Origin of the sequence: Aeromonas sp. 97A (assembly GCF_051919185.1) — a bacterium.
Taxonomy (GTDB): Bacteria; Pseudomonadota; Gammaproteobacteria; order Enterobacterales; family Aeromonadaceae; genus Aeromonas; species Aeromonas veronii.
In genome coordinates this window covers 1,722,960-1,747,739 of the sequence record NZ_JBQBFF010000001.1, presented here as the reverse complement: position 1 = coordinate 1,747,739, position 24,780 = coordinate 1,722,960, and the positions used below count along the sequence as shown (strand labels likewise).

Sequence of the window (24,780 nt, the reverse complement as noted above, 5' to 3'; positions counted from 1 at the left end):
CGGAAGCCTCTTTCGTTTTCCCTGACAGGTGGCGGGTGATCAATCGCCTCGCTTGCCGGTCAGCAGCCAGTAACTCAGGGTGGAGCCCACGCCGCAGCAGGCGATGGCAATGGCCATGGGCAGCGGCGAGTGGGGCGGATTGAGGTTGACCAGAATGCCGACCAGGGCGCCGATGCCAAAGCGCAGGGTGCCCGCCAGTGCCGAGGCGGTGCCCGCAGATTGCGGGAAGTGGCCCATCAGGCCGGTCATGGCGTTGGCGCCCACCAGACTGATGTGGCCGACAAACAATACCACCGGAATGACGATGCCCCACAGGCCGCCGGTCTGGCTCCAGGCGTTATAGACCAGCAGAGCGCCCGCGCAGGGCAGCACCAGCAGACCGTATTGCAGCATCCGCTCGGCGCCCACCCCTTTCACCAGTCGGCTGTTGACGAAGGTGACCACCATCATCAGCAGAATATTGAGGCCAAACAGCCAGCCGTAGTGCTCGGTCGGCACCTTGAAATACTCGATATAGACGTAAGGGGAGCCGCTTAAGAAGGCGAACATGCCGGAGCTGGAGAGGGAGCCGCACAGCACATAACCCATGGCGCCGCGATGGGAGAGCACCCCCCAGTAGTTCTTGAGGATCTGGCCCAGATTTAGGGGTTGGCGATGTTCCGGTTTCAGGGTCTCCTGAATTTTCCACTGCATCACCAGACAGATCAGCAGGCTGATCCCCACCAGCAGCCAGAAGATCACCCGCCAGTCGGCGTGGGCACTGATATAGCCGCCCACCACCGGCGCTACCAGCGGCGCGAGCGTCATCACCAGAATGACGAACGACATGGCGCGGGAAAACGCATCCTTCTCGAACAGGTCTCGCAGCAGGGCATTGACCACCACAGAGCCCGCCGCGCCGCCCGCCGCCTGCAACATCCGATAGGCCAGCAATTCAGGCAGGGAGTCCGCCATGGCACAGCCCACCGAGGCGATGGCAAACATCACCAGCCCCGCCAGGATCACCGGCTTGCGGCCATAGCTGTCGGCCAGCGGGCCGTAGAAGAGCTGGCCGATGGCAAAGCCGCCCAAAAAGGCGCTGATGGTGAGCTGGGCACCGTCGATGCTGGTGGCCAGATCCCGGGCGATGGCCGGAATGGCCGGCAGATACATATCCACAGCCAGCGGGGTCAGACCCGCGAGAGCACCGAGCAGGATAAACAGGAAACGGGGGGAGAGGGCGGCAGCCTGAGCTGTTGGCGATTGGGGCATAGGGTGTCCAGTTGATGCGAAACGTCGGGTTGAAAAGCGCGAAAAAAGCAGTCTATCAGTTTTGTCGCGGCTATGGATCCGGTATGGCGAGCCAGAGTCCGGGCTCGGCGGCAAAGCGCGGGGCAAACCAGTGCTGGCGCACCGCGCTGGGCATCTCGCTCGCGGCGATGGGGCGGCGACTGAGGCGACAGGCTCCCAGAGAGAGCGCCAGCGCCGCATCCCCCTTGTACCAGCCATCGGTCACCGGCAGAGCTGTGGTCTCCCGCAGCAATCTCACTCCCCACTGGGTCACCAGCGCCGGGCAGCTTTTCTCTGCGAGCCTTGCTGCCTGCACCATGGCGGGTGGACGGGGCAGGGTAAAGGTCACGCCGAGCAGCAGCAATCCGGCGACTGCGACCACCCACTCACCACGGCGTGGCAGCCAGCCTGCCAGCAGCACAATACCGAGCAGGGTGATGGGGGCCAGATGGCGGGGATTGTCAGGGTTCTGGCCAAACAGGGTCCAGAGCAGCAGGGCAAACCAGTAGAGCGTCCAGAGCGGGGGGAGGGCGGCAGTGTGGTTTTTTGCTCTTTGCCAAAGCGGCAGTACCAGCAGTGTCCCGACAGTCAAGGGCCAAAGCGGGGTGAGCTGATCGTTGAAGGTGCTCGCCCAGCTAAGCAGCCGATCGCCGTGGGCCGCCGCCGTGTTGCCCCACAGGGTAAAGTGACCATCGGTAAAGCGCCGCCCCTCGCTGAAATAGGCCCAGCCATCGGCCTGCCAGACAAACAGCAGGCAGGCTAGCCCCACCAGCACGATGGGGAGCACAAACCTGACGCGCGTTTCCTTCTGCGCCAGCCCGAGCCACAGGGGCAGCAACGCCAGCACAAAATAGGAGGGACGCAGCGCCAGCATAAGGCCCAGTAACAGACCCGCCAGCGCTCTCTTGCGCTGCTGCAAGGCCAGCAGCGTTCCGAGCCAGGCGGCGAGCGCGGGTCCGTCCGAAAGGCCGGAGAGCGCCAGCGTCGGGGTGAGCGGCAGTGCCAGTACCAGCAACCAGACGGGGGCGAGCAGGCTGGGCCGTTGCCACAATCTGACCGCCAGCAAGGCGGCGAGCGGCGCCAGCAAACTGCTACCCAAGAGGCTGGCCCACTGCACCGCGCGGGCCGGATCGTCTACCGCCAGATTGATCAGCCGCGCCAGCCAGATAAAGGCGGGGTAGCCCGGAAAGTGGGGGGAGAACTCCAGCACGCTAAAGCGCGTCACCCCGTGGGCGAAATTGAGGGCATCGTCGGAATCGAGCGCCACCGGGAAGGCCAGCAGCCAGCCGAGCCAGGCCAGTTGCAGCAGGATCAGTAAGTAGGGTCGATTAGCGAAGCGTAATCGGCCGTGGTGACGCCCCCCTTCTCCCCTTGCGGGAGAAGGGTTGGGGATGAGGGGGGCTGTCATCATCGATGAGAGGCCATCAAAGCGGCGCCAGCACGGCCATCAGCGCTTTTTCTGCATCGCTAAAGGCGGCGGCATCAGCGGGCTTGGCGCCCACCCCGAATACCCCCGGGTTACCGATGGCATCCAGCACCTTGGCCAGCGCCTGTTCCGCTGCCTTGCGATCCCCTTCACTGAGTGATGGGAGGATCAGATCGAGGAAGCGCTTGCTCTTGACCACCAGCACCTTGGCGGTCTGGTAGTCGCCAAGATTCTGGCTGGCCCCTTCGAGGCGGCGCTCGATCTCCACCTTGTAGGCGCGGTTGAGCAGGGCGGCGGTTGCTGCGGCATCTTGGGCCTTGATGGCGGCGGCCAGCGGCCCTTGCAGCTCCACCTTGTGGTGCTGCTCCAGATAGGTCAGTTCGTCGGCAATCTCGCTCAAGGTGGCGCTGGCATCCTTGCCGCCAGTGGCGGCGCCCAGCAGTGCCTCGCGGGCGTCGATCAGTGGCTCCTTGCCGGCGGCGGCGTAGGAGTAAGCTTGCGCCTGCCCGCTGAGTGTCAGCAGCAGGGTAAGGGCGAGTAAACCCGGGCGGATGGTCATCCTGTTCTCCTTACTTATGCCAGTGGCGCGGCACTCAGGCCACGCTCTGGGTTTCAATCACGGTATTTTCGTTGCGATGGTTAAAGATGGCGTGGCGTCGGTCCACCCCGTCGATCACCATGTCGGCCGCCATCATCCCCATCTCCATGGCGGTGTCGGTGAAGATGTAGCGGAATGTCCCCTGACGGCCGGTCATGATGAGGTTTGTGATGGGCATCAGCGCCTTGATCGCTTCGTTACGACGGGCCTGATAGCCCAAATCCATCAGCGGATAGGCGTATTCGCTACGCGCTTCAAAAGTTTCATCGCCAAGCTTGGCGGTATCGACACCGAGGCTCGCGAGATCGGCGGTGACCCGACCGCGCAGATCGGCCAGCGGCGCCTGCCAGGTGGCATCCCCCGGATTGCAGGGGATCTCCAGCATCACCGAGGTCTGGCCCTGTGGCGCCATAAAGGGGCTGCGGCGGCGCGGCTCCTGCAGGCGGGTGGCCAGAATATGGGGATCGGAGAGGTACTGCCAGGTGTTGTCCGACAGGTTCTCTGTTTTAAGCGGCATATTGACGAAGCGAAGCGACCGGTAGTGCAGATCGCACGGCAAGCCCAGATGCTGGCAGGTGAGCGGCAGCGGCAGGGTGGAGATCACCTGATCAAAGCGCTCGCTCTGCTCAACGTCATCTTGTTTCCAATAAACCCGTTCGATGCGGCCATCAGCCTGCTCAAGGCGGGTGATGGTAGCGCCAGTTTTCAGCTCAACGCCTTCGGCTACCAGCCGCTCCCCCAGAGTGGTGAAGATCTGGCCGAAGCCATATTTGGGGTAGCGGTATTTGCGGGCATAGGTGCGCACCGAGATACTGCCGTTGCGTCTTGGCAACAGGCGGCGAGCCACGTCTTTCAAATCGATCAGGCTGATGCGCTGACCGGCCCAGTCGGCGGAGAGCTTGTCCGGGTTGATACCCCACAGCTTGCCGGTGTAGCCCTCGAAAAACTGGCGATAGAGGGTGCGGCCGAAGTGGCTCTGGATCCACTCGGCAAAGCTCGCCTTGGCAAAATCATCCGGCTTCTTGCTAAAGGGCAACAGCAGCAAGTCTTTCACCGCACCGGCCATCAGGGCGAGCGGCGCCGTCTTGAGCAGGTTGGGCAGGTTCAATGGGTAGTCATAGGTGCGCCCGCCAAAGCGGATCACGCTCTTGCGCTCGGCGTGGAGCAGGTCGTCCCCCATCAGCTCGTCGATAAAGGCGAGCAGCTCGGGGTTCTTGGTGATAAAGCGGTGGCCGCCGTAGTCGAAGCGATACTCCCCATCGCGTCCCTTGAAGGTCTGGGTGGCGCACATGCCGCCGACCACCGGCTCCTGCTCGAACAGGGTGACGGCAAAACCGGCGCGGCGCAGGCGCCAGGCCGCCATCAAACCGGCGGGGCCAGCGCCCAGCACTGCAATGCTTTTCTTGTTGTTATCGCTCATGACCTACCGAAACTGCTTGATAGATAAGGGAACCGCGCCAAGGCGCGGCTCCCGAATGATGTTGTTACCCCGTGCCCTTGTTGCTACAGGGCGTGCGGGCTCAGCCCTTGCTGGATGCGGCGCTCACCTGCGGGCGATAGCTGCGCTGCCAGAGGGTAACGAAGATCGCCAGATAGAGGGCCCAGGTCAGCAGCTGCAAGCCAGCGGGTGAGGCATTGTAGCCAAACAGGGCGCGCAGGAAGGTACCAAATACCCCCTGATCGTCGAGAATGTGGCTGATGTCGAACACCGGCGTGGTCCAGAAGGTGATGATATCTGCCGCCTGCAACATGTTGACGGCAGACGATAGCAGACCTGCGGCGATGATGATGATAAGCAGGCCGGTCCAGCGGAAGAAGGGGGCCAGCGCCACCTTGCGGGTGGAGCGCAGCAGCCCCCACACCAGCGCGATGGAGACCAGCAGCCCCGCCAGCGCGCCCATCAGGCCCGATTGCAGATCCACCCCTTGCCCCGAATAGAGCAGGGCGGAGAAGAAGAGCACGGTTTCAAACCCTTCGCGCATCACCGCGAGGAAGGCGAGCAGCACCAGACCAAACAGGTTGCCGCCATCGATGGCCGCATCGATGCGCGCTGTCATGGCCCCCACCTGGGATTTTGCCTGCTTTTGCATCCAGATCGCCATATAGGTGAGCACCAGAGTGGCGAAGATGAGGATCCCCGCCATCAAGAGGTGGTTGTAACGCTCGCTCTCGAACTGGCTCACCACCACCTGGAACAGGAAGGCGACGATCAGGGAGGCGATAAGGCCGAGCCCCACCCCCAGATAGATGAATTTGTTGTAGCGGCTCGCCCCCAGCTTGGCGAGGTAGGAGAGGCAGATGCCGACCAGCAGGAAGGCTTCCAGCCCCTCGCGCAGGGTAATGAGAAAACTTGCAAACATCAGGATTGAGGCTCCGTAGCGGGCGTGACGGGGAGAGGCTGCAAGGCAAGTTGCAACCGATTTAGCTGCACTATGGGTGGCTCCGGCAAGCTCGGCTCGGCGGCGCGCACCGCATCATTGACCCACTTGGGGTAGGTGCGGAAATTGAGTTTGATATCGGCCTTGAAGGGCCCTTGGGCATCTGCGGGTAGCGGCCAGGCTTCATCGCGCCAGCCATCGGCCGGAATGCGGGTATCTTCCAAGAGCTTGGCGTAGCGCCAGAACTTGAGCCCCACCGGCTTGCCCTCGGCATCGCCGAATACTTTTCTGAACAGTCGCGCATCCTCAGGGACAGCACCATCCACCGGTTGGCCGCTGGCAAGCACCAGCTTGCCGCTGGCGTCGGTGACGGTCAGCTCCAGCCAGAGTTCACGAAAATCGGCCACCCCGGTGGGCAGGGCATGGCCCGCGCCGGTATTGGCGACCCGCACCACCAACCGCTGACTATCGGCAGTCTGTTCGATACGGGCGGAGAGGGTAGCGCTGGAGCGCAGCAGGGCCAGACTTTCCTGCTCGAGTTCAGGATTGCGCAGCCCCACCAGTTGGTGCTGGGCGCCGGTAAAGTTGTGGCGATAGAGCCGCGCTTTCATGGTGCCGTTTTCGGTGGACTGGCCCGCCACCGGCGCACCGCCATTGCCCGGCTCCGGGTTCATATGGCAGTCGATACAGGTGCGCCGCTTGGTGGGATCCTCCGCGTTCGCGAAGCTGGATTTTTCCCACTCGTCCCAGGTGTTGACGATGTTGGCACCGGTGCCGGGGGCAAACTCGTTGTGGCACGACTTGCACAGGGCCGCGTCGCGGTAGAAATCCTTCTGATAGGAGGCTTTGTGGGTCGCCGGACGGGCGTTGATCTGACGCTCGGCCAGCCAATGCTGGAGGCTGCCGCCCGCGGCATCCTCGAACACATAGCTCTCGCGGTCTTTCAGATTCACGGTAAAGGCGCTGTTGCCGCCCGCATCTTCTACCTTGGTGATGCGATGGCAGAGCACGCAGCCGGTCCCTTCCTCAACCACAGGTTCACCCGCCTTGTGGGCGGCAATCAGCGAGGCGCCACCCTGCTCGAACATGTGGGAGCCCCTGGGCAGATCCAGCTGGCCGGTCATCACCTGCTGGGGCATGTGGCAGCCCTGACACCACTGGCCGAACGCTTCCCCTTCGGTTTCGCGGGCCAGCGCCTGCACCACCTTGTAGTAGGGGTGTGAGTTGCCCATCAGCCGGTGGTTGCTCTCGCTCCAATCCTTGAACGCCTGTTGGTGGCAGTTCTGGCAGGAGGCGGAGTTGAGCCACTCTTTCGGGTGAGTGGTCGGCGCCTTGGCGGGATCGGTGCGCGGGGCATCGAGCCGCAGCCAGTTGGCGAGATAGGGGAGGTTGCCATCGGCGGTGACGAAGGCGTGCAGATCTTCCATCATCGCTTTCACTTCCGGCTGGGGCTTCGCGGGGTCAACTGCCTCGGCCCCATCGCGGGGGTCGTGCCCCATGCCGCCCTGGGTCTGCTGGGTCATGCGCAGGTATTCGCCGACAAAATCCCCCGCCACCATGTTGGTGAGGTTGGCGTGGCCGTTTATGGCGTTGTCGCCGCTCTTCTGGCGATGGGCCGCCATCAGATAGCGGTTGGTGAAGTTGAACCCGTCCAGATGGCAGGAGTTGCAGCTCATCCAGTTGTCCCCCGCCATGGGGAAGCGTGAGTTGGACGCTGTGTTACCAAGGTTGAACAGCCGCTCGCCGCGCTGAAGCGGCTCGGGGCGCGGATCCGTCTCTACCAGCCTGGCAAAGTGGGGCACATCGACGGTGACTCGGGCAAACGGGCCGCTGCCGCCGCTATTGAGGCGGGTAAGATCCTGCCCCATGGCGTTGTGCACCAGAATATGGTCGCCATCGATCAGCAGATCCCGCGGATTCTGGCCCGGCAGGTGACGCAAGAGCTGGGTCGCCTTGGCGCCCCCCTGAAACTTCTTGCGGCGGTGACGGTTGTTGTTGGACTTGCCGCTGCGGGAGAGATCAAACACCAGCAGATCTTCCGAGCCCGCCAGGGTCAGATAGACCCGCTTGCCGTCGGCGGCAAAGCGCGCCGCGAACGGGTTGGAGACGATCTGGCTGCGGTTGCCGACGCTTGGCAGATTGATCTGCAAAAAGAGCTGTTTTCTTTCATCGACCCGCTCTTTCTCCTCATCGAGATCGATGATGGAGACCGCCGGAAAGACGGTGCTCTGAAACTGGAAGGGGTGCTCGAAGCTCCACAGCACATGGGGCAGCCAGGCCTCGCTGCCATCGGGGGAGAGGGCGATGCCATCGAGCAGGCGCGGCAATCCCTGAGAGTCGCTCGGCGTGTCGCTGTGGGTCTCGGCCAGGGTAATGAGCTTGGGCTTGGGAAGCGAGGAACCCTTGGCGCCGTGGCCAAGCTTGGCGAGATCATAGATGGCGAGCTGGCCGGTCATGGCGTGGGTCAGCAGCAGGCGATCGTTGTTGGTCAGGGCTAGTCCACGGGGAGTCTCGGCGGTTTCTGCATCCAGCTGGAGGTTGCCGGCGCTGTCGTAAGCCTGCAGACGAGCTGATTCGAACAGCGTGACCCAGAACCACTGCCTCTTGGTATCGAAGATGACCCCATAGGGGCGGTGGCCGGTGGGGATCGCCTTTTCCAGATCGAGATCATCATCCAGCAACAGCAGGCGATCACCGCTGTAGTCAGTGACCAGCAGGGTACCGTCATCGGCGCGGGCAAGCTGGCGCAGATCGCCCCCCAGCTGCACCTCTTTTAGGCGCTTACCACTATCGCGCTCAAGCAGGGTGACGGAACCTGCACTCAGGTTGGCGGTGACGAGGCGCGGGCTTTGCCCCTCCTCATAGGCAAGCATCCCTGCGCCCATCTGTTGGGCAAACGCGAAGGGGCTGGCTAGCAGTAGGAGGGCCAGCAGGGGTGACAAATATGCAGAGAACGAAGACTTCAACATGGGATCAGGAGCGCCATTTCAAGATGGTCCAGCGCCAGGCGTGGCGTAGCACCAGAGGAGTTAACGCCAACGCGCTCAACCAGTGGGCCCAGCTGGCGAGGTTGCCCATGGCATCGCCCGGGGTGCCGTGCAGCACCAGCAGCATGCCGCTGGCCAGACAGATCAGCAGCAGGGCTTCGATAATCCGCCCTGTGGTGCGTAAAAAGGGTTTGTTGCTGCGGTTCAACAAGCTGCGGTGGGAGAGCCAGAAGGCGCCAAACAGCAGGGGAAACAGGGTGAGCGAGAGCATCACATGGAAAAACAGATTCCAGCGTGCCAGCGACCAGAGCGGGGTCAGCGGCTCCCACAGCAGCAGGCCGGAGAAGAACATCAGATAGAGGGTGCCCTCGGCGGCCTGATGGTGGTAGGCCAGCCACTGCCAGAATTGTCGGGGTGAGAGAGAAAGGCTTGTCATAAAGGCTCCAGCACCCGGGCGGGGCAGCCCGGGGGGAGCAAGTTTATAACGCAGTAAGAGTAATGAAAAGTGTTATCAATTGTATTGCTGGTGAATCAAGGCTGAACAAGCACAGTGATCAAACTCGACTATTTATGCTCCGCCATCCGCTCGGTCACCGCATAGATGAGCGCGGCCAGCGAGAAGGCGAGAAACACCACCACGGACCACTTCATATCGACTTCGTTGATGATGCCATCTTCGAGAAACGCCTTGAGCACCTCCACTCCGGCGATGGTCACCAGCGAGTTAATGACGATGAGCTTGAGGGAGGCAAAGTTGATCTTGCTAAGCCAGTTGCTGCTAAGGGAGGCGCGCTGCTCTTCCGTCTGGATAAATTGCACATAGCCACAGATGGCGACCAGGATCAGCATCTGGGCCACCAGTATAAAGTCCACCAGGGTCAGCACGCCGGTAATGAGATCCAGATAGGGGATCTCGAAAATGTTTACAGAAAGCTGATAGAGCTGCATGGCAAATTTCACCATCAGCAATACCACGCAGATGAGGATGCCAATGTAGAAGGGGAACATCATCAATCTGCTGCCATTGAGCATGAAATTGAATCGACGCATGAGAACTCCGATGTTGGGAACAGGGCTAAATAGAGTGAGTATGGCGCGAGCAGCCCGCAGCGTTGCAAGGCTGTGGGGGCTCATTATGCCGGGTCGCCCCCTGCTTGCGCCTATAAAAAAATAAAAAGCCATCATAAAAAATAAAACCGCATCCCGCTGTCTTATTTGTGATTTTTCCCTGCCGTAACATGCCGCTTCTCAATTCAGGGGGGCGACTGTCTCCCTCCTATTTATCAGGCTCGGCCCACCGAGAGTGGCCGCTTGCCAGGAGTGTTGCGATGCGTATTGGTCTGCTGTTGAGTATGGGGATGCTGGTTGCAAGCGGGGTTCAGGCTGAAGCTCTGGGTGCCATTCCTGAGGAATCTGGCTTTTCCGGCAGTGTGCTGGCGGGAGCCAGCGTTGGCGAGACCAAGTCCAATTTTGCCACGGGGAGTGCAGGTAGCGAGCGTATTGACGCTTTGAGTGCTGCGGCGCAGCAGCGCCACCTTGATCCGGTGATCAACGGGGATCTGCGCTACACCTTTGCCTCCACCGGTAGCCAGCTGTTCCTGGGCAACCTCATTCAGGATGCCATTCGTGGCGACGGTACCCAGCAGTTCGGGCTGCGCCAGCAACTGGGGGACAAGGGGATCGTGGCCGGTTCGCTGGTGTTCAATGCCACCCCGGTCAAGGTCTGGCGCGATCCCTTTGCTGTGGGTGTGGAACGCGAGCAGAGTGACGTGCGATCCCGCGGCGCCCGTCTGGCGTGGGACAACATCTGGGGCAGTGCGCTCAGTGGCAGCATCACCAGCCGCGACGTCAAGGTGGATGGGGAGTCCAGCGGCGAGCAATATGGTCGCGCTGTGATGGGGATGCTGGATCGCAATGGCCGGGTCAACTCCGCCGAGGTCTCCTACCAGTTCCGGCTAACAGACGATCAGTTCCTCGAGCCAGCATTGCGCTATGAGAAGGCTGATCTGGCGGGCAGTGCCGAGTCTTATGTGAGCAAGGGGTTGCAGCTCACCTACGCCAAAACCTCGCCTCGCTGGTCGTTCGTCAGCAACCTCTATCTGGGCAAGCGCGACTATGACGAGGCCAATCCGCTGTTTGGCCTGTGTGCCGACAGCCGCGACATGGCTATCGATGCCACCCTCTTCTGGCACCAGCTGTTTGGCATTGCGCCGCTCTCTGCACTCCTGAGCGCCAGCTACGCCAATGCAGACTCCGGGATCGACTTTTACGATATTCGCGCCACCAGCATCACCACGGGTCTGCTCTACCGTTTCTGATCCCGGCATCCGGCAGTGAGATGAGGTACACACACAGGGGCTGGTCAATCCAGCTCTATTGTTTATGGGATGGAGCTCAATAGACAATTCAAGCTGTATGCAGGTTGGTCATCACATGCAGACAAGAGACGTTATGACAGAGGGCATTTGAAGGGCGCGCGTGACAGGGAAGGGGGCGAACAGCAGATACGAAAAAGCCCAGCCAAAAGGCTGGGCTTTAGAATTTGGCTCCCTCGACAGGACTTGAACCTGTGACATACGGATTAACAGTCCGCCGTTCTACCGACTGAACTACGAGGGAATTGGCTCCTCCTACTGGACTTGAACCAGTGACATACGGATTAACAGTCCGCCGTTCTACCGACTGAACTAAGGAGGAATTGCCTGTCTCGTTAAGACGGGGCGAATATTAATGACCAGGGCGGCGGGTGTCAACCCGCGAATTTCCCGAAAACCGGATTTTCGGACTGTTTGCCCAAAAGTTGCGCTTTGTGGTTTATTTTCAGCACAATCAGTCTCTTGCCATCACCGCCCCCAACCGGCCCAGGGGGCATTGGTTCGGTTCGCATCAACCTGATGATGCCAGCATGATGTCGCGAACGTGCTGGCAATCTGGTGAGGCTCAAATGGTAATCTTTGTGGCTAAAAGGGGGAGAGCTGGAGTCAAGATCGGCGATTTGGCGGCAAATAGGCCAAATAATGGGTGAGCGCGCGTTTCATTGATCCTGCCCATCGAAAAAATGGCCCGTCTGGAGTAAGGTTACGCAGGATACCATCGCCGCGTCGACAGCCCTGCCGGCCCTTGATGATGATCGGGCGCCGGATCTCTCCGGCCTTTATCTCCCTCTTCTGGTATTACGATATACATGCACAAGCAAGCCTCTTTAAATAGCGTGAAGCTCGCCATAGCCTTACGCCAGTCCTGTATTGATGAACCCTATAGCATGGCCCGCTTCGGCCGTGATCTTATTGCCGGTGTGACGGTGGGCATCATCGCCATCCCGCTCGCCATGGCGCTGGCCATTGCCAGCGGTGTACCGCCGCAACACGGTCTCTATACCGCCATCATCGCCGGTATCGTGATCGCCGTGACCGGTGGTTCCCGTTACTCCATCTCCGGCCCGACCGCTGCCTTTGTGGTGATCCTCTATCCGGTCGCCCAGCAGTTCGGGGTCGGTGGTCTGTTGATGGCAACGCTCATCTCCGGCCTCTTTCTGGTGGCGATGGGGATGGCCCGTCTTGGCCGCCTTATCGAGTACATTCCTCCGTCAGTGACGCTGGGCTTTACCGGTGGTATCGCCATCGTGATCGCCACCTTGCAGATCAAGGACTTCTTCGGCCTGAGCGTGCCCGAGATGCCGGAAACCTATCTGGGCAAGGTCGAGGCGCTGGCCGCCGCCCTGCCAAGCTGGCAGTGGGGCGATACCCTGGTGGGGGTCGCAACGCTGGCCGTGCTGCTGCTCTGGCCGCACCTGCGTCTGCCTGTGCCCGGCCACTTGCCCGCGGTGCTGGTCGGGGTGGGTCTGGGTTTTGGCCTCCATTACTTCGGGGTGGATGTGGCCACCATCGGCAGCAAGTTCAGCTATACCCTGGCCGATGGCACTCAAGGGATGGGGATCCCGCCCATCGCTCCGACCCTGGTGATGCCCTGGGCCTTGCCCGGACCGGATGGTTTGCCGGTTGAATGGAACCTGGCGGCTGTTGAGCGGCTGCTGCCTGCCGCCTTCTCCATGGCAATGCTGGGGGCGATCGAGTCGCTGCTCTGCGCCGTGGTGCTCGATGGGATGACCGGTCGCAAACACAGCTCCAACGCCGAGCTGGTAGGGCAGGGGCTTGGCAACATCTTCGCTCCCTTCTTTGGCGGCATTACCGCTACCGCCGCCATCGCCCGCTCTGCCGCCAACGTGCGTGCCGGCGCTACGTCCCCCATCTCGGGGATCGTCCATGCGCTGGTGGTGCTGGCCGCCATTCTGGTGCTGGCCCCCTGGCTCTCCTGGTTGCCGCTCTCGGCCATGGCTGCCTTGCTGCTCATCGTGGCCTGGAACATGAGTGAAGCGCACAAGGTGGTGGAGCTGATCCGCCGCGCGCCCAAATCCGATGTGCTGGTGCTGCTGGTCTGCCTGTCGCTCACCGTTATCTTCGACATGGTCATCGCCATCACCTTCGGGGTGATCTTGGCGTCCCTGCTCTTTATGCGCGAAATCGCCAAGATGACCAAACTGCACGATTTGGCTGAGCACAAGCGCTATGCCCACGAGGTGCCGGACAACGGCCTGCTCTACAAGATCAACGGCCCGCTCTTCTTCGCAGCGGCCGAACGGGTCTTTGCCGAGCTGGAAGCGCAAGTGAAAGGGCACAAGGTGCTGGTGTTGCAGATGGAGGCGGTTTCCATCCTCGATGCGGGCGGCCTGTCTGCCTTCCTCCACTTTGGCAAGCAGATGGCCAAAGCCGGTGTCGAGTTGCGGGTGGCCGAGTTGCAGTTCCAACCGCTCAAGACCCTGGCACGGGCCAAGGTGCGGCCGCAGCCCGGCAAGCTGGAGTTTTACGGCTCGCTGGAAGAGGCGCTCAAAGGTGAACATTTGCACGAAGCGGCAGTAAATTGATTGAAAGGGATACGAAACGGCATATTTTTGGTCACTTAGTTCGGATATTGAGCAAACGAACGCAAAAAGTAAAAAATTGCATTGACCAAAAGCCATCGTATCCCTTACATTACGCCCCGTCGCCGCGGCATGGTTCGCAAGCGAATGTGCAGCTCAAGCACATAAAGCAGTGAGCAAAAATTTGGTGAGGTGTCCGAGTGGCTGAAGGAGCACGCCTGGAAAGTGTGTATACGGCAACGTATCGAGGGTTCGAATCCCTCCCTCACCGCCACATTGCAAAGCCCTGATGGAAACATCAGGGCTTTTTGCTTTCTGGCTAAATCCCGAGCGGTTGTCAGCATAGGACTGCAAATCTTCATTCTTAATAGCCCAGCATCTGGCTGAACCGCTTGGGCAATCGCAGTGAAAAGCCTCGGTGACCTTGACGCCACGGCCAGCCCATTGGTCGCTCCTTTTAAAGTTTCCGCCCGATTCAGTACAAGGGCCTCTCGCAAGAGAGGCCCTTTTCATTGCTCGCTGATTTGCCCTGCTCGGCACTTGAAAGGCATTCCGTGGTGATACCGATTAATGCTCCACAGTCAGCGGATCCGGGGGCAGGTTCAGATGCTTGGTGATGGCCTGATAGAGCTGGGGGTAGTTATCGTCAAAATGGTGTCCTCCCGGCAGGGTGACGGTCGTGACGTTGGGTTGGTTGAGACGGGGGCAGAGGCGGTCGTCGTCATCGTCATCGGCACCTTGCAGGCAGAGCATCGGCAGATCCCGGATGGTTTTCACCTGCGGCTCGGTCGGATAGCTGCGCGTCTTGTGGGTCAGCATGTCGCTGACGTGGATCTCGAAATCCGAGCTGGTGGAGGGGGAGAGCATCACGGCCCCGACCAGTCCCTGACGATAGTGCTCCGGCAACCGGTTGATGACGAAGGGGACAATCTCGGCACCAAACGAGAAGCCTACCAGCAGCCAGCGGGGGCGCTGCCAGCGAGTCTGGTAATCATCGAGGATCCGCTCCAGATCGGCGGTCACCTGCTCCGGGTTTTTTTTCTTCCAGTAGTAGGTGAGGGAGCTCCAGCCCACGACCGGCATGCCGTGCAGCTGAAACTGGGTGCTCAACCCCTTGTCGAGGGCTGCCCAGCCACCATCGCCGCTGAGAAAGATCACCATGGGGGCGTCGGAGGGCTGCTTGACCGGCAGCTCAATCAGGCTCAGGTCATCCTTGACCGGGGCGGCGTGCGCCGCAAAAGATGAAACGGGCAGTACGAGACTGAGTAACAGCAATATCAAGGCTCTCATTGGCCATGCTCCTATTTCTTGATCAGCCCCAGCGGGCCGCGGCTAATCAGGGTGATCAGGTGAGTCAGGGTTCTGGGCAGTACCAGCTTGCTGCTGCAGAGCAGGTAGCGGGGTTCCCAGCGGGGCGAAAATTTCTCCTTGTAGCGTCTGAGCCCCTGGAAGTTGTAAAAGCGGCTGCCGCGCACAAACAGGGTATTGCCAAGGCGGGCCCAGTAGCTGCCGAGCGGGTGATCGTTGAAGCCGGACATGGGGGCCATCCCCAAATTGAAGCTGGCGTACCCTTGCGCCTTGCCCCACAGCAGCAGCTCGACAAAGAGAAAATCCATGATGGGGGCGGTGCCGGTATCCAGGCTGTAACGCATCAGATCGATGGAGAGCATCTCCTTGTTATCGCTCACCCAGAGGTTGGCAAAGCCGACAATCTGCCCCTCGTGCCACACCAGTGCAGCCGGGCTCAAGGTCAGGTAGTCAGGCTCGAAGCGGCCGACCGAAAACCCCTTCTCCTTGCCCATTTTGCTCTGCAGCCAGGTATCTGAGACGGTCTGCAATCTGGGCAGCAGGGGAGCCACGGCGCTCGCCTCGACCACCTCGAAGGTCAACCCTTCCCGTTTGCCCTTGGCGTGGCTCTGGCGCAGGTTGCGCAACCGACTGCCCGCCAGATCGAAGGTAGCCAGATCGACCATCGCCTCTTCACCGAGCTTGAAGGGGATCAGCCCGAGCTCCAGATAGAGCGGCAGATAGCGGGCCGAGACCTGATAAAAGACCGGGTTGGCGTCGTGCTCGTCGCACCGCTCGCGAAATTGCCAGAGCAGCTCTTCGATCTGCTCGGGGCGACCGACCGGATCCCCCATTACAATCCAGCTGTTGCCCTCGATGCCATACATCAGGAAGGCGTCACCGGCGGGGTGGAACAACAGGGACTTGTCCTGCAGCTGGGCCAGATAACCGTGGAGCCCCCCTTCGCGCACCACCAGCTCGTGAGCGCGCGCCAGCGCTTCCTTGTCCGGCTTTTCACCGACCACGCGCAGCGGTGCAAGCAGCTGGGCAACCCCGGCCACGGCTAGCACGGCCACCACGCTCCCCATGGCGCGCAGGCCGCGGGCCGCCCCGCCGTGGGGCGAGAAGTGGAACCAGAGGGCGTGGTCATACTCCACCTGACGGTAGGAGAAGAGCAGCAGCCACAGAGCTCCCAGCAGCACGGCGCCGACCGAAATGAGCCAGCCCGGAGTGTACTGGGGATAGAGCAGCGACCCCTTGCGATAGAAGAGTGAGCGGCAGGGGGTCATGATGAGCAGGAAGCTGCCGAGCAGCAGGGCTGACTCCCAGTCCCCCCCCTTGAGCAGGGAGAAGGCGATCCCCAGAGCCAGCAGCAGCTGGGTGATGCGAAACGCGGCGTCGTGACGGCGATAGAGGCTGCGCGCCAGCAGGATCAGGAGGATACCGCTCACGCTGCCGAGCACGTGGGAGAGCTCGAGCAGATGGAGCGGCAGCACCTGCAGCCACACTTCGATGTGGCTGCGCATGGTCGGGATCATGCCCGAGCAGAGCAGCAGGCTACCGGCGGCGAAGGTTCCCATGCTGATAAGGGCGGGCAGAAATTCGCGTACTGCGCTCATCAGCCCCTGTAGCAGCTGCCAGCGCGCTTTTTGTTGCAGCATCTCCTGACTCGCAAAGAGCAGCAGGGCACAGAGAAAGGGAAGCAGATAATAGATGCAGCGATAGAGCAGCAGCGAGGCGAGCAGCTTGTCGGTTGGCAGGTAGTGGGCCAGCAGCAGGCTCATACTCGCTTCGAACACGCCGATCCCTCCCGGCACGTGGGCCAGTACCCCGAGGAAGCTGGCCAGCACGAAGGCACTGAGCAGCACAGGGTAGGGAACGCTATCTGCAGGCAGCAGCACAAACAGCACGGCAGCGGCGGCCATCCAGTCGGCCAGCGCGACCAGCAGTTGCAACAGACGTATCCGAAAGCCCGGCAGGGTCAGGGTGTGTTTCCGCAAAGAGAGACGTGGGGCGGGCCAGCAGAGGTAGCAGGTGACCAACAGCAGTGCCATGACGCCCGCCAGCCTGAGCAGGGTATCTGCCCACTGCGGCCAGTCAGGCAGCAGCTGTGATACATCGCAGGTCAGTAGGGCGCCACCTCCCCACGCCAGCAGGCCGAGGAAAAAGGTGATGGAGCAGAACAGCACCACTCGGGCTACCTCACCGGTCGCCAGACCGAGAGCTGAGTAGAGCCGATAGCGTACCGAGGTGCCGGTCAGCAGGGCAAATCCCAGGGTGTTGGAGAAGGTGTAGGCGATAAAGGAGGTGATGCTGACCTGTTGCCAGGGAAGGCGCTTGCCCAGCGCATGGAGCGCCAGCATGTCATAGCTGCAGAGGCAACCATAACTGAGCAGGGTCAGCAACAGGGCGCCCGCCAGTCGCAGCAGGGGTTGGGACCAGATGGCCACACGAATATCGTGCCAGTGCCATGCCTGAGTCAGGTGATACAGCACGGTCAGTGCGGTGCCGAGCAGCAGCAAGCTGCACAAGGGGCCGAGCCATTTAAGCAGATGACGCCACATGCCATGTTCCTGTGGTCATTGACCGTTTCCCGCAAAGGGGCTGGGTCGTGGATCCGGTTTGGACGAGGGAGGCGCTCGTCAGGATAATTTCGGGAAGAGATGGAAAGGGAGGCGTCAGCCTCCCTCTGTGTTATCCAGTGACCGGTTGGATCACTTGGTTTTCGGCGCGACTTTGACGGTCGGGGTCTTGGCGTGGGTGGCTTTATGGTGTTTTTTCACCACCTTGGTCTGGGTAGTCTGCGGTGTGGCTGTCTTGGTCGGGGTGGCCGCCATGGTGAAACCGGAAGTGAGGGCGAAGACGGCTGCCAGGGTCAGAGGAATGATCTTTTTCATGTTCAATTTCCTTATTCGGGTTGATGGTATGGAGCGTTCTCCATGACAGTCATCCTATGACGGTTGCAGCGGCCCTTCAGTGAGCGGTTGGTGACGGTTTGTATCCAAATGTACAGGCAGGGTGAGGCAGAAGCGGGCGCCGTGGTCACTGGCCAGCAACGCCACATCCCCCCCGTGATGACGGGCAATGCTGCGCACGATGGCCAGCCCCAACCCGGTGCCGCCGGTGCGACGATCCCGGCTCTGATCAAGGCGTACGAACGGCTCGAAGATCTGGGGCGCCAGCGCGGGATCGATCCCCGGCCCATCGTCGCTAACCTCCAGCAGATAGTTCTCCTGTAGCCGCGAGATGGAGAGGGTGACCTCGCTCTCGGCGTAGCGCAGAGCATTGCCGATCAGGTTCTCCACCGCGCGCGTCAGTAGACGCTGATCGCCGCACCAGGGCATGTGACGTGGCGGCAGATCGAGGGTGAGCTTCTTTTCGGGGGCCAGCGCTTGCCAGTCGCCGAGATGCGCTTGTGCCCAGTTGCTGAGCTCCAGCTCGTCCTGCTGCAGCGGCAGTTCGGGTCTATCCAGCTTGGCGTAAGTGAGCATCTCTTCGATCAGGGCGTCCAGCGCTCCCAGATCTCGCTCCAGCGCCTGCTGCTCCTGCTCGGCAGGGGCAGGATCGAGCATGGCAAGCCGATAGCGCAACCGGACCAGCGGGGTGCGCAACTCGTGGGCGATGGCATCGGTCAGTTGCTTGCGGCTGGCAATCATGGCCTGCAATTGGGTCGCCATTTGATCGAAGGTGCGTCCCACCCGGGCCAGACTGCTGCCCGGTGGCAGATTGGTTCGGCAGGAGAGATCCCCATCGCCTACGCGACGTGCGGTCTGCTCCAACTGTTGCAAGCCGCGCCAGTGGGGACGTAGCCACAGAAGGATGGGCAGGCCGAGGGATAGGCCGATCACCAGCAGCAGGCCCACATCGACCCAGTGCAGCTCGTGCAGGTAGGAGAGATAGGGAACCGGGCCGACAATCAGCACCCGATCGGTATCGGGGATGCGTTGCAGGAAGGTGTCATCCTCCTCGACGATGACAATGTTGCCGGCGGCCAGAAAGGCTTGATCCTCGCTGGCCAGGGGCTGGCGCACCAGCTCGCCGATCCTGAGGGGGAGGGTAAACTGACTGCTCTGCTCGGCCAGCCGATCGGGCCAGCGCTCTGGCGGGGTTCTTGCCAACTCGCCGGTCAACAGGCCAAGAGAGCCCTGCATCATGCGTTCGAGATAGCGATCACCCGCCCGTTCGGCGGTCACCTGATAGACCACACCCACCAGCAGGATGGCCAGGGTGAAGCAGCCGATCAGCAACAGATAGAATTGGATAAAGAGACGGCGCATGGCGGTGCTCCCGAAAGAGGGTTATTCCCAGGCGTGGGGGACGAAGAGGTAGCCTTTCTGGCGCACCGTCTTGATCCGGGTCGGGTTGTCGGGGTTATCACCCAGTTTGCGGCGCAGGCGGGAGATGGCCACATCCATGCTGCGATCCTGACCGTCGTACTCCCGGCCGCGCAAGCTGCGAAAGAGGGCTTCCCGACTCAAGATTTGGCCCGCGTGGCAGGCGAGCTCCCACAGCAGATCAAAGTCGGCGGTCGAGAGAGCAATGCTCTCGCCATCGAGCCGCACATCTCGCCCCGGGCCATCCACCCGGAGCCGACCAAATTGCAGCTGCTGGGGAACGCTGCTGGTGGCGGCCGGTTGGGTTGATGTTTGCTGGTGTTGGCGAAACTGCACCCGAAGTCGGGCCAGTAGCACGGGGGGCGGGGTGGTTTTAAGGATGTAGTCGTTGGCGCCCAGTTCCAGACTCAGGATCTGGTTCATATCGCTGTCCAGCGAGGTGAGCATTACGATGGGGCCGTCGAAGCGCGGCCGCAGATCCCGACAGAGGGACATGCCATCCTGCCCCGGCAACATGATATCGCAGCAGCACCAGATCGGGCTGTTCGGCCTCGACCCGGGCCAGCGCCATGTCTCCTCTGGGCTCGAGGATCACTTCCATATCGTGGCGGCCGAGCCAACTGCTGATGAGCTGGCCAATCTCGGGATCATCTTCGACAAAAAGAATGCGTTGCATAGAAAAGCTCCAACGGGAAGCAGGAGAGAAGAAGAGCGATCAGCATATCAATGGCGCTTGGGAAATACAGAAAAAGAACCGGGCTGGCTGATGTGTGGGGGAGAGTGGCGGTGTGTATCGATGAGGAGGCGCGAATCGTGACAAATGGGCGGAGCCGCGTTTATCGATCTGGAGGATGATGGCCTTGCAGACAAGGCATGGCACAGTCGAGCGCAAAACAAAAAACCGGCCAAGGCCGGTTTTTCGCGGAGCATACCAGAAGGTCACTGCACCAAGTCGATGGACATCACCTTACGGCGATTATCGACAGAATAATGGGGTGGCTGATGGGGCTCGAACCCACGACAACCGGAATCACAATCCGGGACTCTACCAACTGAGCTACAGCCACCACTGAAATTTTCATCAACGCTCGCCAATCCAGAAGAATTGGGGAATATCAATGGCGCGCCCTGCAGGATTCGAACCTGCGACCCACGGCTTAGAAGGCCGTTGCTCTATCCAACTGAGCTAAGGGCGCTTTGTATCAACACGTCTTAAGGACGAGTCGATGAACATGGTCGGTGATAAAGGATTCGAACCTTTGACCCTCTGGTCCCAAACCAGATGCGCTACCGGACTGCGCTAATCACCGAAAATCCCTGACCAGCATATCGACATGAGTCGTACTGGGCAACGGGCGGGCATCATAGCCAAGCGTAAGGGCCAGCGTCAACGACTTTTTCCCCCAGTAAATTCAAGTGCCTACTTATTGCCCGCTACAGGTATGGCGTGCGTCTGCCGCTAACATCCCGGCTAAAAAAATGCGACAATGCGCGGCAGTTGAACACATGGTGAGTGGAGAACGATGTCTGCCAAAATCATAGATGGAAAACAGGTTGCGCAAACGATTCGCAGCCAGGTCGCGGCGCAAGTCCAACAGCGGTTGGCGGCAGGGAAACGGGCTCCAGGGCTGGCAGTCATTCTGGTGGGGGCGGATCCCGCCTCTCAGGTTTATGTCGGCAGTAAACGTCGGGCGTGCGAGGAGGTGGGTTTTCTCTCCCGCTCCTATGATCTGAGTGCAACCGCCAGTCAGGAAGAGCTGCTGGCGCTGATCGACCAGTTGAATGCGGATAGCCACGTAGATGGCATTCTGGTTCAGCTGCCGTTGCCGGATCACTTTGATACCACTCAGGTGTTGGAGCGGATCCAGCCTGACAAGGATGTAGATGGATTCCACCCGTATAACGTCGGTCGTCTGGCCCAACGTATTCCGGCGCTGCGCCCCTGCACTCCGAAAGGGATCATGACGCTGATCGAGACCACCGGCGTGAAGACACATGGTCTGCATGCGGTTGTGGTGGGAGCGTCCAACATAGTGGGGCGTCCCATGACCCTCGAATTGTTGCTGGCGGGCTGCACAACCACGACCTGTCACCGTTTTACGCGGGATCTGGAAGAGCAGGTTCGCCGTGCCGATCTGCTGGTTGTCGCAGTCGGCAAGCCCAACTTCATTCCTGGCGAGTGGATCAAACCGGGGGCACTGGTAATCGATGTGGGCATCAATCGCCTAGCTGATGGCTCGCTGGTCGGGGATGTGGAGTTTGAGACGGCGCGCAGCCATGCCTCCTTCATTACTCCGGTACCCGGTGGCGTGGGCCCGATGACGGTCGCCAGCCTGATGGAAAATACCCTGATCGCCTGCAGTGAATATCACGACTGATCATGGCTGGTGATAACCCTGTGATCCCGTGAGGAGGCAGGATTCGCCAGAAATCTGACAATAAAAAACCGGTTGCTCAGAGAGGAACCGGTTTTTTATTTATCCAACGGGTGTTATTTACATATTTTGTGCTTCGTTTGGCACAATCACAGAGGCGTGATTTCCTTTCGGCCCCTGTTGCAGTTCAAAATTGACAGCTTGACCCGCTTTCAGGGTCTTGTAGCCCTCCATTTGAATCGTGGAGTAGTGAGCGAATATATCCTCACCGCCCCCTTCCGGACAGATAAACCCAAATCCTTTTGCGTTGTTAAACCACTTAACTGTGCCGGTTGCCATACTTCTACATCCTTTTATTGATTACCCAGAAGTCGTTGAGTAACCTGCGCCAGCCCTTTATAACTAGGGACATGGGCCCATAGCAGACGGGCACAGATTAGCAAGTAACCAATCTAGTCTAACTTTTGAGCGAGTCAAGAAGTTGTTAACAGCTGATGTGATCTGGTTAACAAGTCTATTGACAACCTTGTGTTAGACGGTAGTAATCTAGAGGTACCAAAGCGCGATTATGAGCAAGCAGAAAGAACTCTTTGCTAATGAAGAGATTGCAGAAGCAGAGAAAACAAAGCTGCAGCCGCCACCCATGTATAAAGTTGTGTTGAACAACGATGACTACACCCCGATGGAGTTCGTGGTGGAGGTGCTGCAAAAGTTCTTTGGTATGGATTTGGACAAGGCGACTCAGGTCATGCTGAGTGTGCATTATAGTGGTAAGGGTGTCTGCGGCATGTTTACCGCAGAGATTGCCGAAACCAAGGTTGTCCAGGTCAACACCTATGCACGTAACAACGAACATCCACTGCTCTGTACTATGGAAAAGGCTTGAATCTGATGACTTGATGGCGAGTGTGACACCACATTGTAGCTGTACTAGGGGAGGTGCCTATGTTGAATAAAGATCTAGAAAAGACGCTGAACGAGGCTTTCAAACTGGCCCGTGACGAGCGCCACGAATTCATGACCGTCGAGCACCTGTTGTTAGCCCTTCTGGATAACAGTTCAGCCCATGAGGCGCTGAGCTCCTGTGGTGCCGATGTCGAGCAGATGCGCAAGGAGATCCGCGCATTTATCACCCAAACTACTCCGCTCATACCGCGCGATGATGAAGATCGGGAAACCCAGCCGACACTGGGCTTCCAGCGCGTGTTGCAGCGTGCCGTCTTCCATGTGCAATCCTCCGGCAATACCGAAGTCAGCGGCGCCAACGTGCTGGTTGCTATCTTCAGTGAGCAGGAGTCACAAGCTGCCTATTTCCTGAAAAAAGCCGAGATCAGCCGTCTCGACGTCGTCAATTTCCTCTCCCACGGGGTTCGCAAGGACAGCAAGCCTGATCTCGGCAGCAATAACAATCCCGAGTCTGATGATGATGTCTCGGCCGCCCAGATCGAGAGCTTTGCCACCAACCTGAACCAGCTGGTGCTGGAAGGGCGCATCGATCCGCTGATTGGTCGTGATCAGGAGCTCAACCGTACCATTCAGGTGCTCTGCCGTCGTCGCAAGAACAACCCGCTGCTGGTGGGTGAAGCGGGTGTGGGGAAAACCGCCATTGCCGAAGGTCTGGCCTATCGAATCGTTAAAGGCGATGTGCCCGAGGTGATTGCGGGCAGTACCATCTATTCGCTGGATATGGGTTCTCTGCTGGCGGGCACCAAGTACCGTGGTGATTTCGAGAAGCGCCTCAAGGTACTGCTCAAGCAGATTGAGCGTCAGGAAGGGGCCATCCTCTTTATCGACGAGATCCATACCATCATCGGTGCCGGTGCGGCATCCGGTGGTCAGCTGGATGCAGCCAACCTGATCAAGCCGCTGCTCTCCAATGGTTTGCTCCGCTGTGTGGGATCCACCACTTATCAGGAGTACGCCCAGATCTTCGAGAAAGACCGTGCGTTGGCCCGTCGCTTCCAGAAGATCGATATTGTCGAGCCGACTATCGATGACACCACTCGCATCCTGATGGGCCTCAAGAGTCGCTATGAAGCTCACCACGGCGTGCGCTATACCGCCAAGGCGATCCGGGCAGCTGCCGAGCTCTCTGCCAAGTACATCAATGATCGTCACTTACCCGACAAGGCGATCGATGTGATCGACGAGGCGGGCGCCGGTCAACGGTTGCTGCCTGCGAGCAAGCGCAAGAAAGTGATCAATGTGCAGGAAATTGAGTCCATTGTGGCCAAGATCGCCCGTATTCCGGAAAAATCAGTCTCCTCTTCAGATAAAGAAGTACTGAAGAACCTGGAGCGCAATCTGAAGATTGTGGTGTTTGGTCAGGATAAAGCCATCGAGGTGCTGACCGATGCGATTCGCCTCTCTCGTTCAGGTTTGGGTAACGAGCGTCGCCCGGTTGGTTGCTTCCTGTTTGCCGGTCCTACCGGTGTTGGTAAAACAGAGGTGACCCAGCAGTTGGGCAAGGCATTGGGTGTCGAGATGCTGCGCTTTGATATGTCCGAGTACATGGAGCGTCACACCGTCTCACGTCTGATTGGTGCGCCTCCCGGCTATGTTGGTTTTGAGCAGGGTGGTCTGTTGACTGATGCGGTGATCAAGCATCCTCATTCCGTTGTGTTGCTTGACGAAATTGAGAAAGCTCACCCGGACGTATTCAATCTGCTGTTGCAGGTGATGGACAACGGCACCTTGACCGACAACAACGGGCGCAAGGCGGATTTCCGTAACGTCATTTTGGTGATGACTACCAACGCCGGTGTGCAGGAGACTCAGCGCAAATCTATTGGCTTCCAGCAACAGGATTTGAGCCACGATGCCATGGCGGTGATCAACAAGACCTTCAGTCCGGAGTTTCGCAACCGGCTTGATCACACCATCTGGTTCAACCATCTGGATATGACAGTGATCCATCAGGTGGTCGACAAGTTCATTGTCGAATTGCAGGTTCAACTGGATGCGAAGGGAGTTTCTCTCGAGGTGTCAGAGCGTGCCCGCCACTGGTTGGCAGAGAAGGGATATGACAGAGCCATGGGCGCCAGACCGATGGGTCGGGTGATCCAGGAGCACCTCAAGAAGCCCCTGGCCAACGAGATCCTGTTTGGTTCACTGGTTGACGGGGGGGTAGTGAAGGTTGAGTTGGTAAATGACAGCCTCAGCTTTGATTTTCAGGTCAATGTTGAAGCTGTTTCCCACTAAGCATCAG

18 protein-coding genes, 6 tRNA genes and 1 pseudogene are annotated in these 24,780 nt (G+C 59.8%); 6 read left to right on the top strand and 19 right to left on the bottom strand.

Annotated elements, in window-relative coordinates; all coding sequences use genetic code 11:
• Nucleotides 1-39: 39 nt before the first annotated feature.
• The 8 genes from ACTG27_RS07780 to ACTG27_RS07745 all read right to left on the bottom strand — a co-directional run bounded on the left by ACTG27_RS07780 (nucleotide 40) and on the right by ACTG27_RS07745 (nucleotide 9,708).
• Nucleotides 40-1,251, bottom strand: coding sequence for a Bcr/CflA family multidrug efflux MFS transporter (locus ACTG27_RS07780; protein ID WP_042055658.1), 1,212 nt, complete (start codon nucleotides 1,249-1,251; stop codon nucleotides 40-42).
• Between the two features lie 70 nt (nucleotides 1,252-1,321).
• Nucleotides 1,322-2,680 carry a hypothetical protein gene (locus ACTG27_RS07775; protein ID WP_439979441.1) on the bottom strand — a complete coding sequence of 453 codons (1,359 nt, stop codon included), beginning with the start codon at nucleotides 2,678-2,680 and terminating at the stop codon, nucleotides 1,322-1,324.
• A gap of 13 nt (nucleotides 2,681-2,693) precedes the next feature.
• Entirely contained in the window at nucleotides 2,694-3,254 is a 561-nt protein-coding gene (locus ACTG27_RS07770) for a hypothetical protein (protein ID WP_206877152.1), read from the bottom strand.
• A gap of 34 nt (nucleotides 3,255-3,288) precedes the next feature.
• A complete protein-coding gene (locus ACTG27_RS07765; RefSeq protein ID WP_439979440.1) occupies nucleotides 3,289-4,713 on the bottom strand; it encodes an NAD(P)/FAD-dependent oxidoreductase in 1,425 nt (474 codons plus the stop codon).
• A gap of 100 nt (nucleotides 4,714-4,813) precedes the next feature.
• Nucleotides 4,814-5,653, bottom strand: coding sequence for an FTR1 family iron permease (locus ACTG27_RS07760; RefSeq protein ID WP_201992594.1), 840 nt, complete (start codon nucleotides 5,651-5,653; stop codon nucleotides 4,814-4,816).
• Nucleotides 5,653-8,640, bottom strand: a complete 2,988-nt coding sequence (locus ACTG27_RS07755) for a YncE family protein (RefSeq protein ID WP_439979439.1) — start codon at nucleotides 8,638-8,640, stop codon at nucleotides 5,653-5,655. Before ACTG27_RS07755 ends, ACTG27_RS07760 begins: the two co-directional genes overlap by 1 nt.
• A 4-nt stretch (nucleotides 8,641-8,644) precedes the next feature.
• Nucleotides 8,645-9,094: a hypothetical protein gene (locus ACTG27_RS07750; protein ID WP_439979438.1), complete on the bottom strand. Its 450-nt coding sequence runs from the start codon at nucleotides 9,092-9,094 to the stop codon at nucleotides 8,645-8,647.
• Between the two features lie 128 nt (nucleotides 9,095-9,222).
• The gene (locus ACTG27_RS07745; RefSeq protein ID WP_005333692.1) at nucleotides 9,223-9,708 is read right to left on the bottom strand and encodes a YqhA family protein; all 486 of its coding nucleotides are present in this window, start codon (nucleotides 9,706-9,708) and stop codon (nucleotides 9,223-9,225) included.
• A gap of 278 nt (nucleotides 9,709-9,986) precedes the next feature.
• Between ACTG27_RS07745 and ACTG27_RS07740 the strand changes: the two genes are divergently transcribed.
• Entirely contained in the window at nucleotides 9,987-10,976 is a 990-nt protein-coding gene (locus ACTG27_RS07740) for a DUF2860 family protein (protein WP_439979437.1), read from the top strand.
• A gap of 225 nt (nucleotides 10,977-11,201) precedes the next feature.
• Here ACTG27_RS07740 and ACTG27_RS07735 read toward each other — a convergent pair.
• Nucleotides 11,202-11,277, bottom strand: a tRNA-Asn gene (locus tag ACTG27_RS07735).
• Between the two features lie 2 nt (nucleotides 11,278-11,279).
• A tRNA-Asn gene (locus ACTG27_RS07730) sits at nucleotides 11,280-11,355 on the bottom strand.
• A 487-nt stretch (nucleotides 11,356-11,842) separates the two neighbouring features.
• Between ACTG27_RS07730 and dauA the strand changes: the two genes are divergently transcribed.
• Nucleotides 11,843-13,579: a C4-dicarboxylic acid transporter DauA gene (gene dauA / locus ACTG27_RS07725; protein ID WP_439979436.1), complete on the top strand. Its 1,737-nt coding sequence runs from the start codon at nucleotides 11,843-11,845 to the stop codon at nucleotides 13,577-13,579.
• Nucleotides 13,580-13,762: 183 nt separating this feature from the next.
• Nucleotides 13,763-13,850, top strand: a tRNA-Ser gene (locus tag ACTG27_RS07720).
• Between the two features lie 293 nt (nucleotides 13,851-14,143).
• Here the strand turns inward: ACTG27_RS07720 and ACTG27_RS07715 are convergent.
• The 8 genes and pseudogenes from ACTG27_RS07715 to ACTG27_RS07680 form a co-directional block, all read right to left on the bottom strand.
• Entirely contained in the window at nucleotides 14,144-14,866 is a 723-nt protein-coding gene (locus tag ACTG27_RS07715; RefSeq protein ID WP_439979435.1) for an AcvB/VirJ family lysyl-phosphatidylglycerol hydrolase, read from the bottom strand.
• 11 nt (nucleotides 14,867-14,877) lie between these two features.
• Nucleotides 14,878-17,427, bottom strand: a complete 2,550-nt coding sequence (gene mprF / locus ACTG27_RS07710) for a bifunctional lysylphosphatidylglycerol flippase/synthetase MprF (RefSeq protein WP_439979434.1) — start codon at nucleotides 17,425-17,427, stop codon at nucleotides 14,878-14,880.
• Nucleotides 17,428-17,577: 150 nt separating this feature from the next.
• On the bottom strand, nucleotides 17,578-17,760 hold the full coding sequence (locus tag ACTG27_RS07705; RefSeq protein ID WP_058057432.1) for a hypothetical protein: 183 nt from the start codon (nucleotides 17,758-17,760) through the stop codon (nucleotides 17,578-17,580).
• A 54-nt stretch (nucleotides 17,761-17,814) separates the two neighbouring features.
• A complete protein-coding gene (gene rstB, locus ACTG27_RS07700; protein WP_439979433.1) occupies nucleotides 17,815-19,140 on the bottom strand; it encodes a two-component system sensor histidine kinase RstB in 1,326 nt (441 codons plus the stop codon).
• 21 nt (nucleotides 19,141-19,161) lie between these two features.
• Nucleotides 19,162-19,873, bottom strand: a pseudogene (gene rstA / locus ACTG27_RS07695) (two-component system response regulator RstA).
• A 315-nt stretch (nucleotides 19,874-20,188) separates the two neighbouring features.
• Nucleotides 20,189-20,264 (bottom strand) — tRNA-His (locus tag ACTG27_RS07690).
• Between the two features lie 52 nt (nucleotides 20,265-20,316).
• Nucleotides 20,317-20,393, bottom strand: a tRNA-Arg gene (locus ACTG27_RS07685).
• Nucleotides 20,394-20,430: 37 nt separating this feature from the next.
• A tRNA-Pro gene (locus ACTG27_RS07680) sits at nucleotides 20,431-20,507 on the bottom strand.
• A gap of 213 nt (nucleotides 20,508-20,720) precedes the next feature.
• On the opposite strand from ACTG27_RS07680, the gene folD reads away from it, so the two are divergent.
• Entirely contained in the window at nucleotides 20,721-21,575 is an 855-nt protein-coding gene (gene folD / locus ACTG27_RS07675) for a bifunctional methylenetetrahydrofolate dehydrogenase/methenyltetrahydrofolate cyclohydrolase FolD (RefSeq protein ID WP_005337113.1), read from the top strand.
• A gap of 117 nt (nucleotides 21,576-21,692) precedes the next feature.
• On the opposite strand, the gene cspD is transcribed toward folD, so the two are convergent.
• Nucleotides 21,693-21,911, bottom strand: coding sequence for a cold shock-like protein CspD (gene cspD, locus ACTG27_RS07670; RefSeq protein ID WP_005300025.1), 219 nt, complete (start codon nucleotides 21,909-21,911; stop codon nucleotides 21,693-21,695).
• A gap of 229 nt (nucleotides 21,912-22,140) precedes the next feature.
• On the opposite strand from cspD, the gene clpS reads away from it, so the two are divergent.
• Nucleotides 22,141-22,458, top strand: coding sequence for an ATP-dependent Clp protease adapter ClpS (gene clpS / locus ACTG27_RS07665; RefSeq protein ID WP_005337111.1), 318 nt, complete (start codon nucleotides 22,141-22,143; stop codon nucleotides 22,456-22,458).
• Nucleotides 22,459-22,517: 59 nt separating this feature from the next.
• Nucleotides 22,518-24,773: an ATP-dependent Clp protease ATP-binding subunit ClpA gene (clpA, locus tag ACTG27_RS07660; RefSeq protein WP_439979432.1), complete on the top strand. Its 2,256-nt coding sequence runs from the start codon at nucleotides 22,518-22,520 to the stop codon at nucleotides 24,771-24,773.
• Nucleotides 24,774-24,780: the final 7 nt, after the last annotated feature.

Excerpts from the sequence above, each read along its gene's own strand:
- ACTG27_RS07780 (WP_042055658.1), bottom strand. The coding sequence starts at position 1,251 with ATGCCCCAATCGCCAACAGCTCAGGCTGCCGCCCTCTCCCCCCGTTTC.
- ACTG27_RS07775 (WP_439979441.1), bottom strand. The coding sequence starts at position 2,680 with ATGATGACAGCCCCCCTCATCCCCAACCCTTCTCCCGCAAGGGGAGAA.
- ACTG27_RS07770 (WP_206877152.1), bottom strand. The coding sequence starts at position 3,254 with ATGACCATCCGCCCGGGTTTACTCGCCCTTACCCTGCTGCTGACACTC.
- ACTG27_RS07765 (WP_439979440.1), bottom strand. The coding sequence starts at position 4,713 with ATGAGCGATAACAACAAGAAAAGCATTGCAGTGCTGGGCGCTGGCCCC.
- ACTG27_RS07760 (WP_201992594.1), bottom strand. The coding sequence starts at position 5,653 with ATGTTTGCAAGTTTTCTCATTACCCTGCGCGAGGGGCTGGAAGCCTTC.
- ACTG27_RS07755 (WP_439979439.1), bottom strand. The coding sequence starts at position 8,640 with ATGTTGAAGTCTTCGTTCTCTGCATATTTGTCACCCCTGCTGGCCCTC.
- ACTG27_RS07750 (WP_439979438.1), bottom strand. The coding sequence starts at position 9,094 with ATGACAAGCCTTTCTCTCTCACCCCGACAATTCTGGCAGTGGCTGGCC.
- ACTG27_RS07745 (WP_005333692.1), bottom strand. The coding sequence starts at position 9,708 with ATGCGTCGATTCAATTTCATGCTCAATGGCAGCAGATTGATGATGTTC.
- ACTG27_RS07740 (WP_439979437.1), top strand. The coding sequence starts at position 9,987 with ATGCGTATTGGTCTGCTGTTGAGTATGGGGATGCTGGTTGCAAGCGGG.
- dauA (WP_439979436.1), top strand. The coding sequence starts at position 11,843 with ATGCACAAGCAAGCCTCTTTAAATAGCGTGAAGCTCGCCATAGCCTTA.
- ACTG27_RS07715 (WP_439979435.1), bottom strand. The coding sequence starts at position 14,866 with ATGAGAGCCTTGATATTGCTGTTACTCAGTCTCGTACTGCCCGTTTCA.
- mprF (WP_439979434.1), bottom strand. The coding sequence starts at position 17,427 with ATGTGGCGTCATCTGCTTAAATGGCTCGGCCCCTTGTGCAGCTTGCTG.
- ACTG27_RS07705 (WP_058057432.1), bottom strand. The coding sequence starts at position 17,760 with ATGAAAAAGATCATTCCTCTGACCCTGGCAGCCGTCTTCGCCCTCACT.
- rstB (WP_439979433.1), bottom strand. The coding sequence starts at position 19,140 with ATGCGCCGTCTCTTTATCCAATTCTATCTGTTGCTGATCGGCTGCTTC.
- folD (WP_005337113.1), top strand. The coding sequence starts at position 20,721 with ATGTCTGCCAAAATCATAGATGGAAAACAGGTTGCGCAAACGATTCGC.
- cspD (WP_005300025.1), bottom strand. The coding sequence starts at position 21,911 with ATGGCAACCGGCACAGTTAAGTGGTTTAACAACGCAAAAGGATTTGGG.
- clpS (WP_005337111.1), top strand. The coding sequence starts at position 22,141 with ATGAGCAAGCAGAAAGAACTCTTTGCTAATGAAGAGATTGCAGAAGCA.
- clpA (WP_439979432.1), top strand. The coding sequence starts at position 22,518 with ATGTTGAATAAAGATCTAGAAAAGACGCTGAACGAGGCTTTCAAACTG.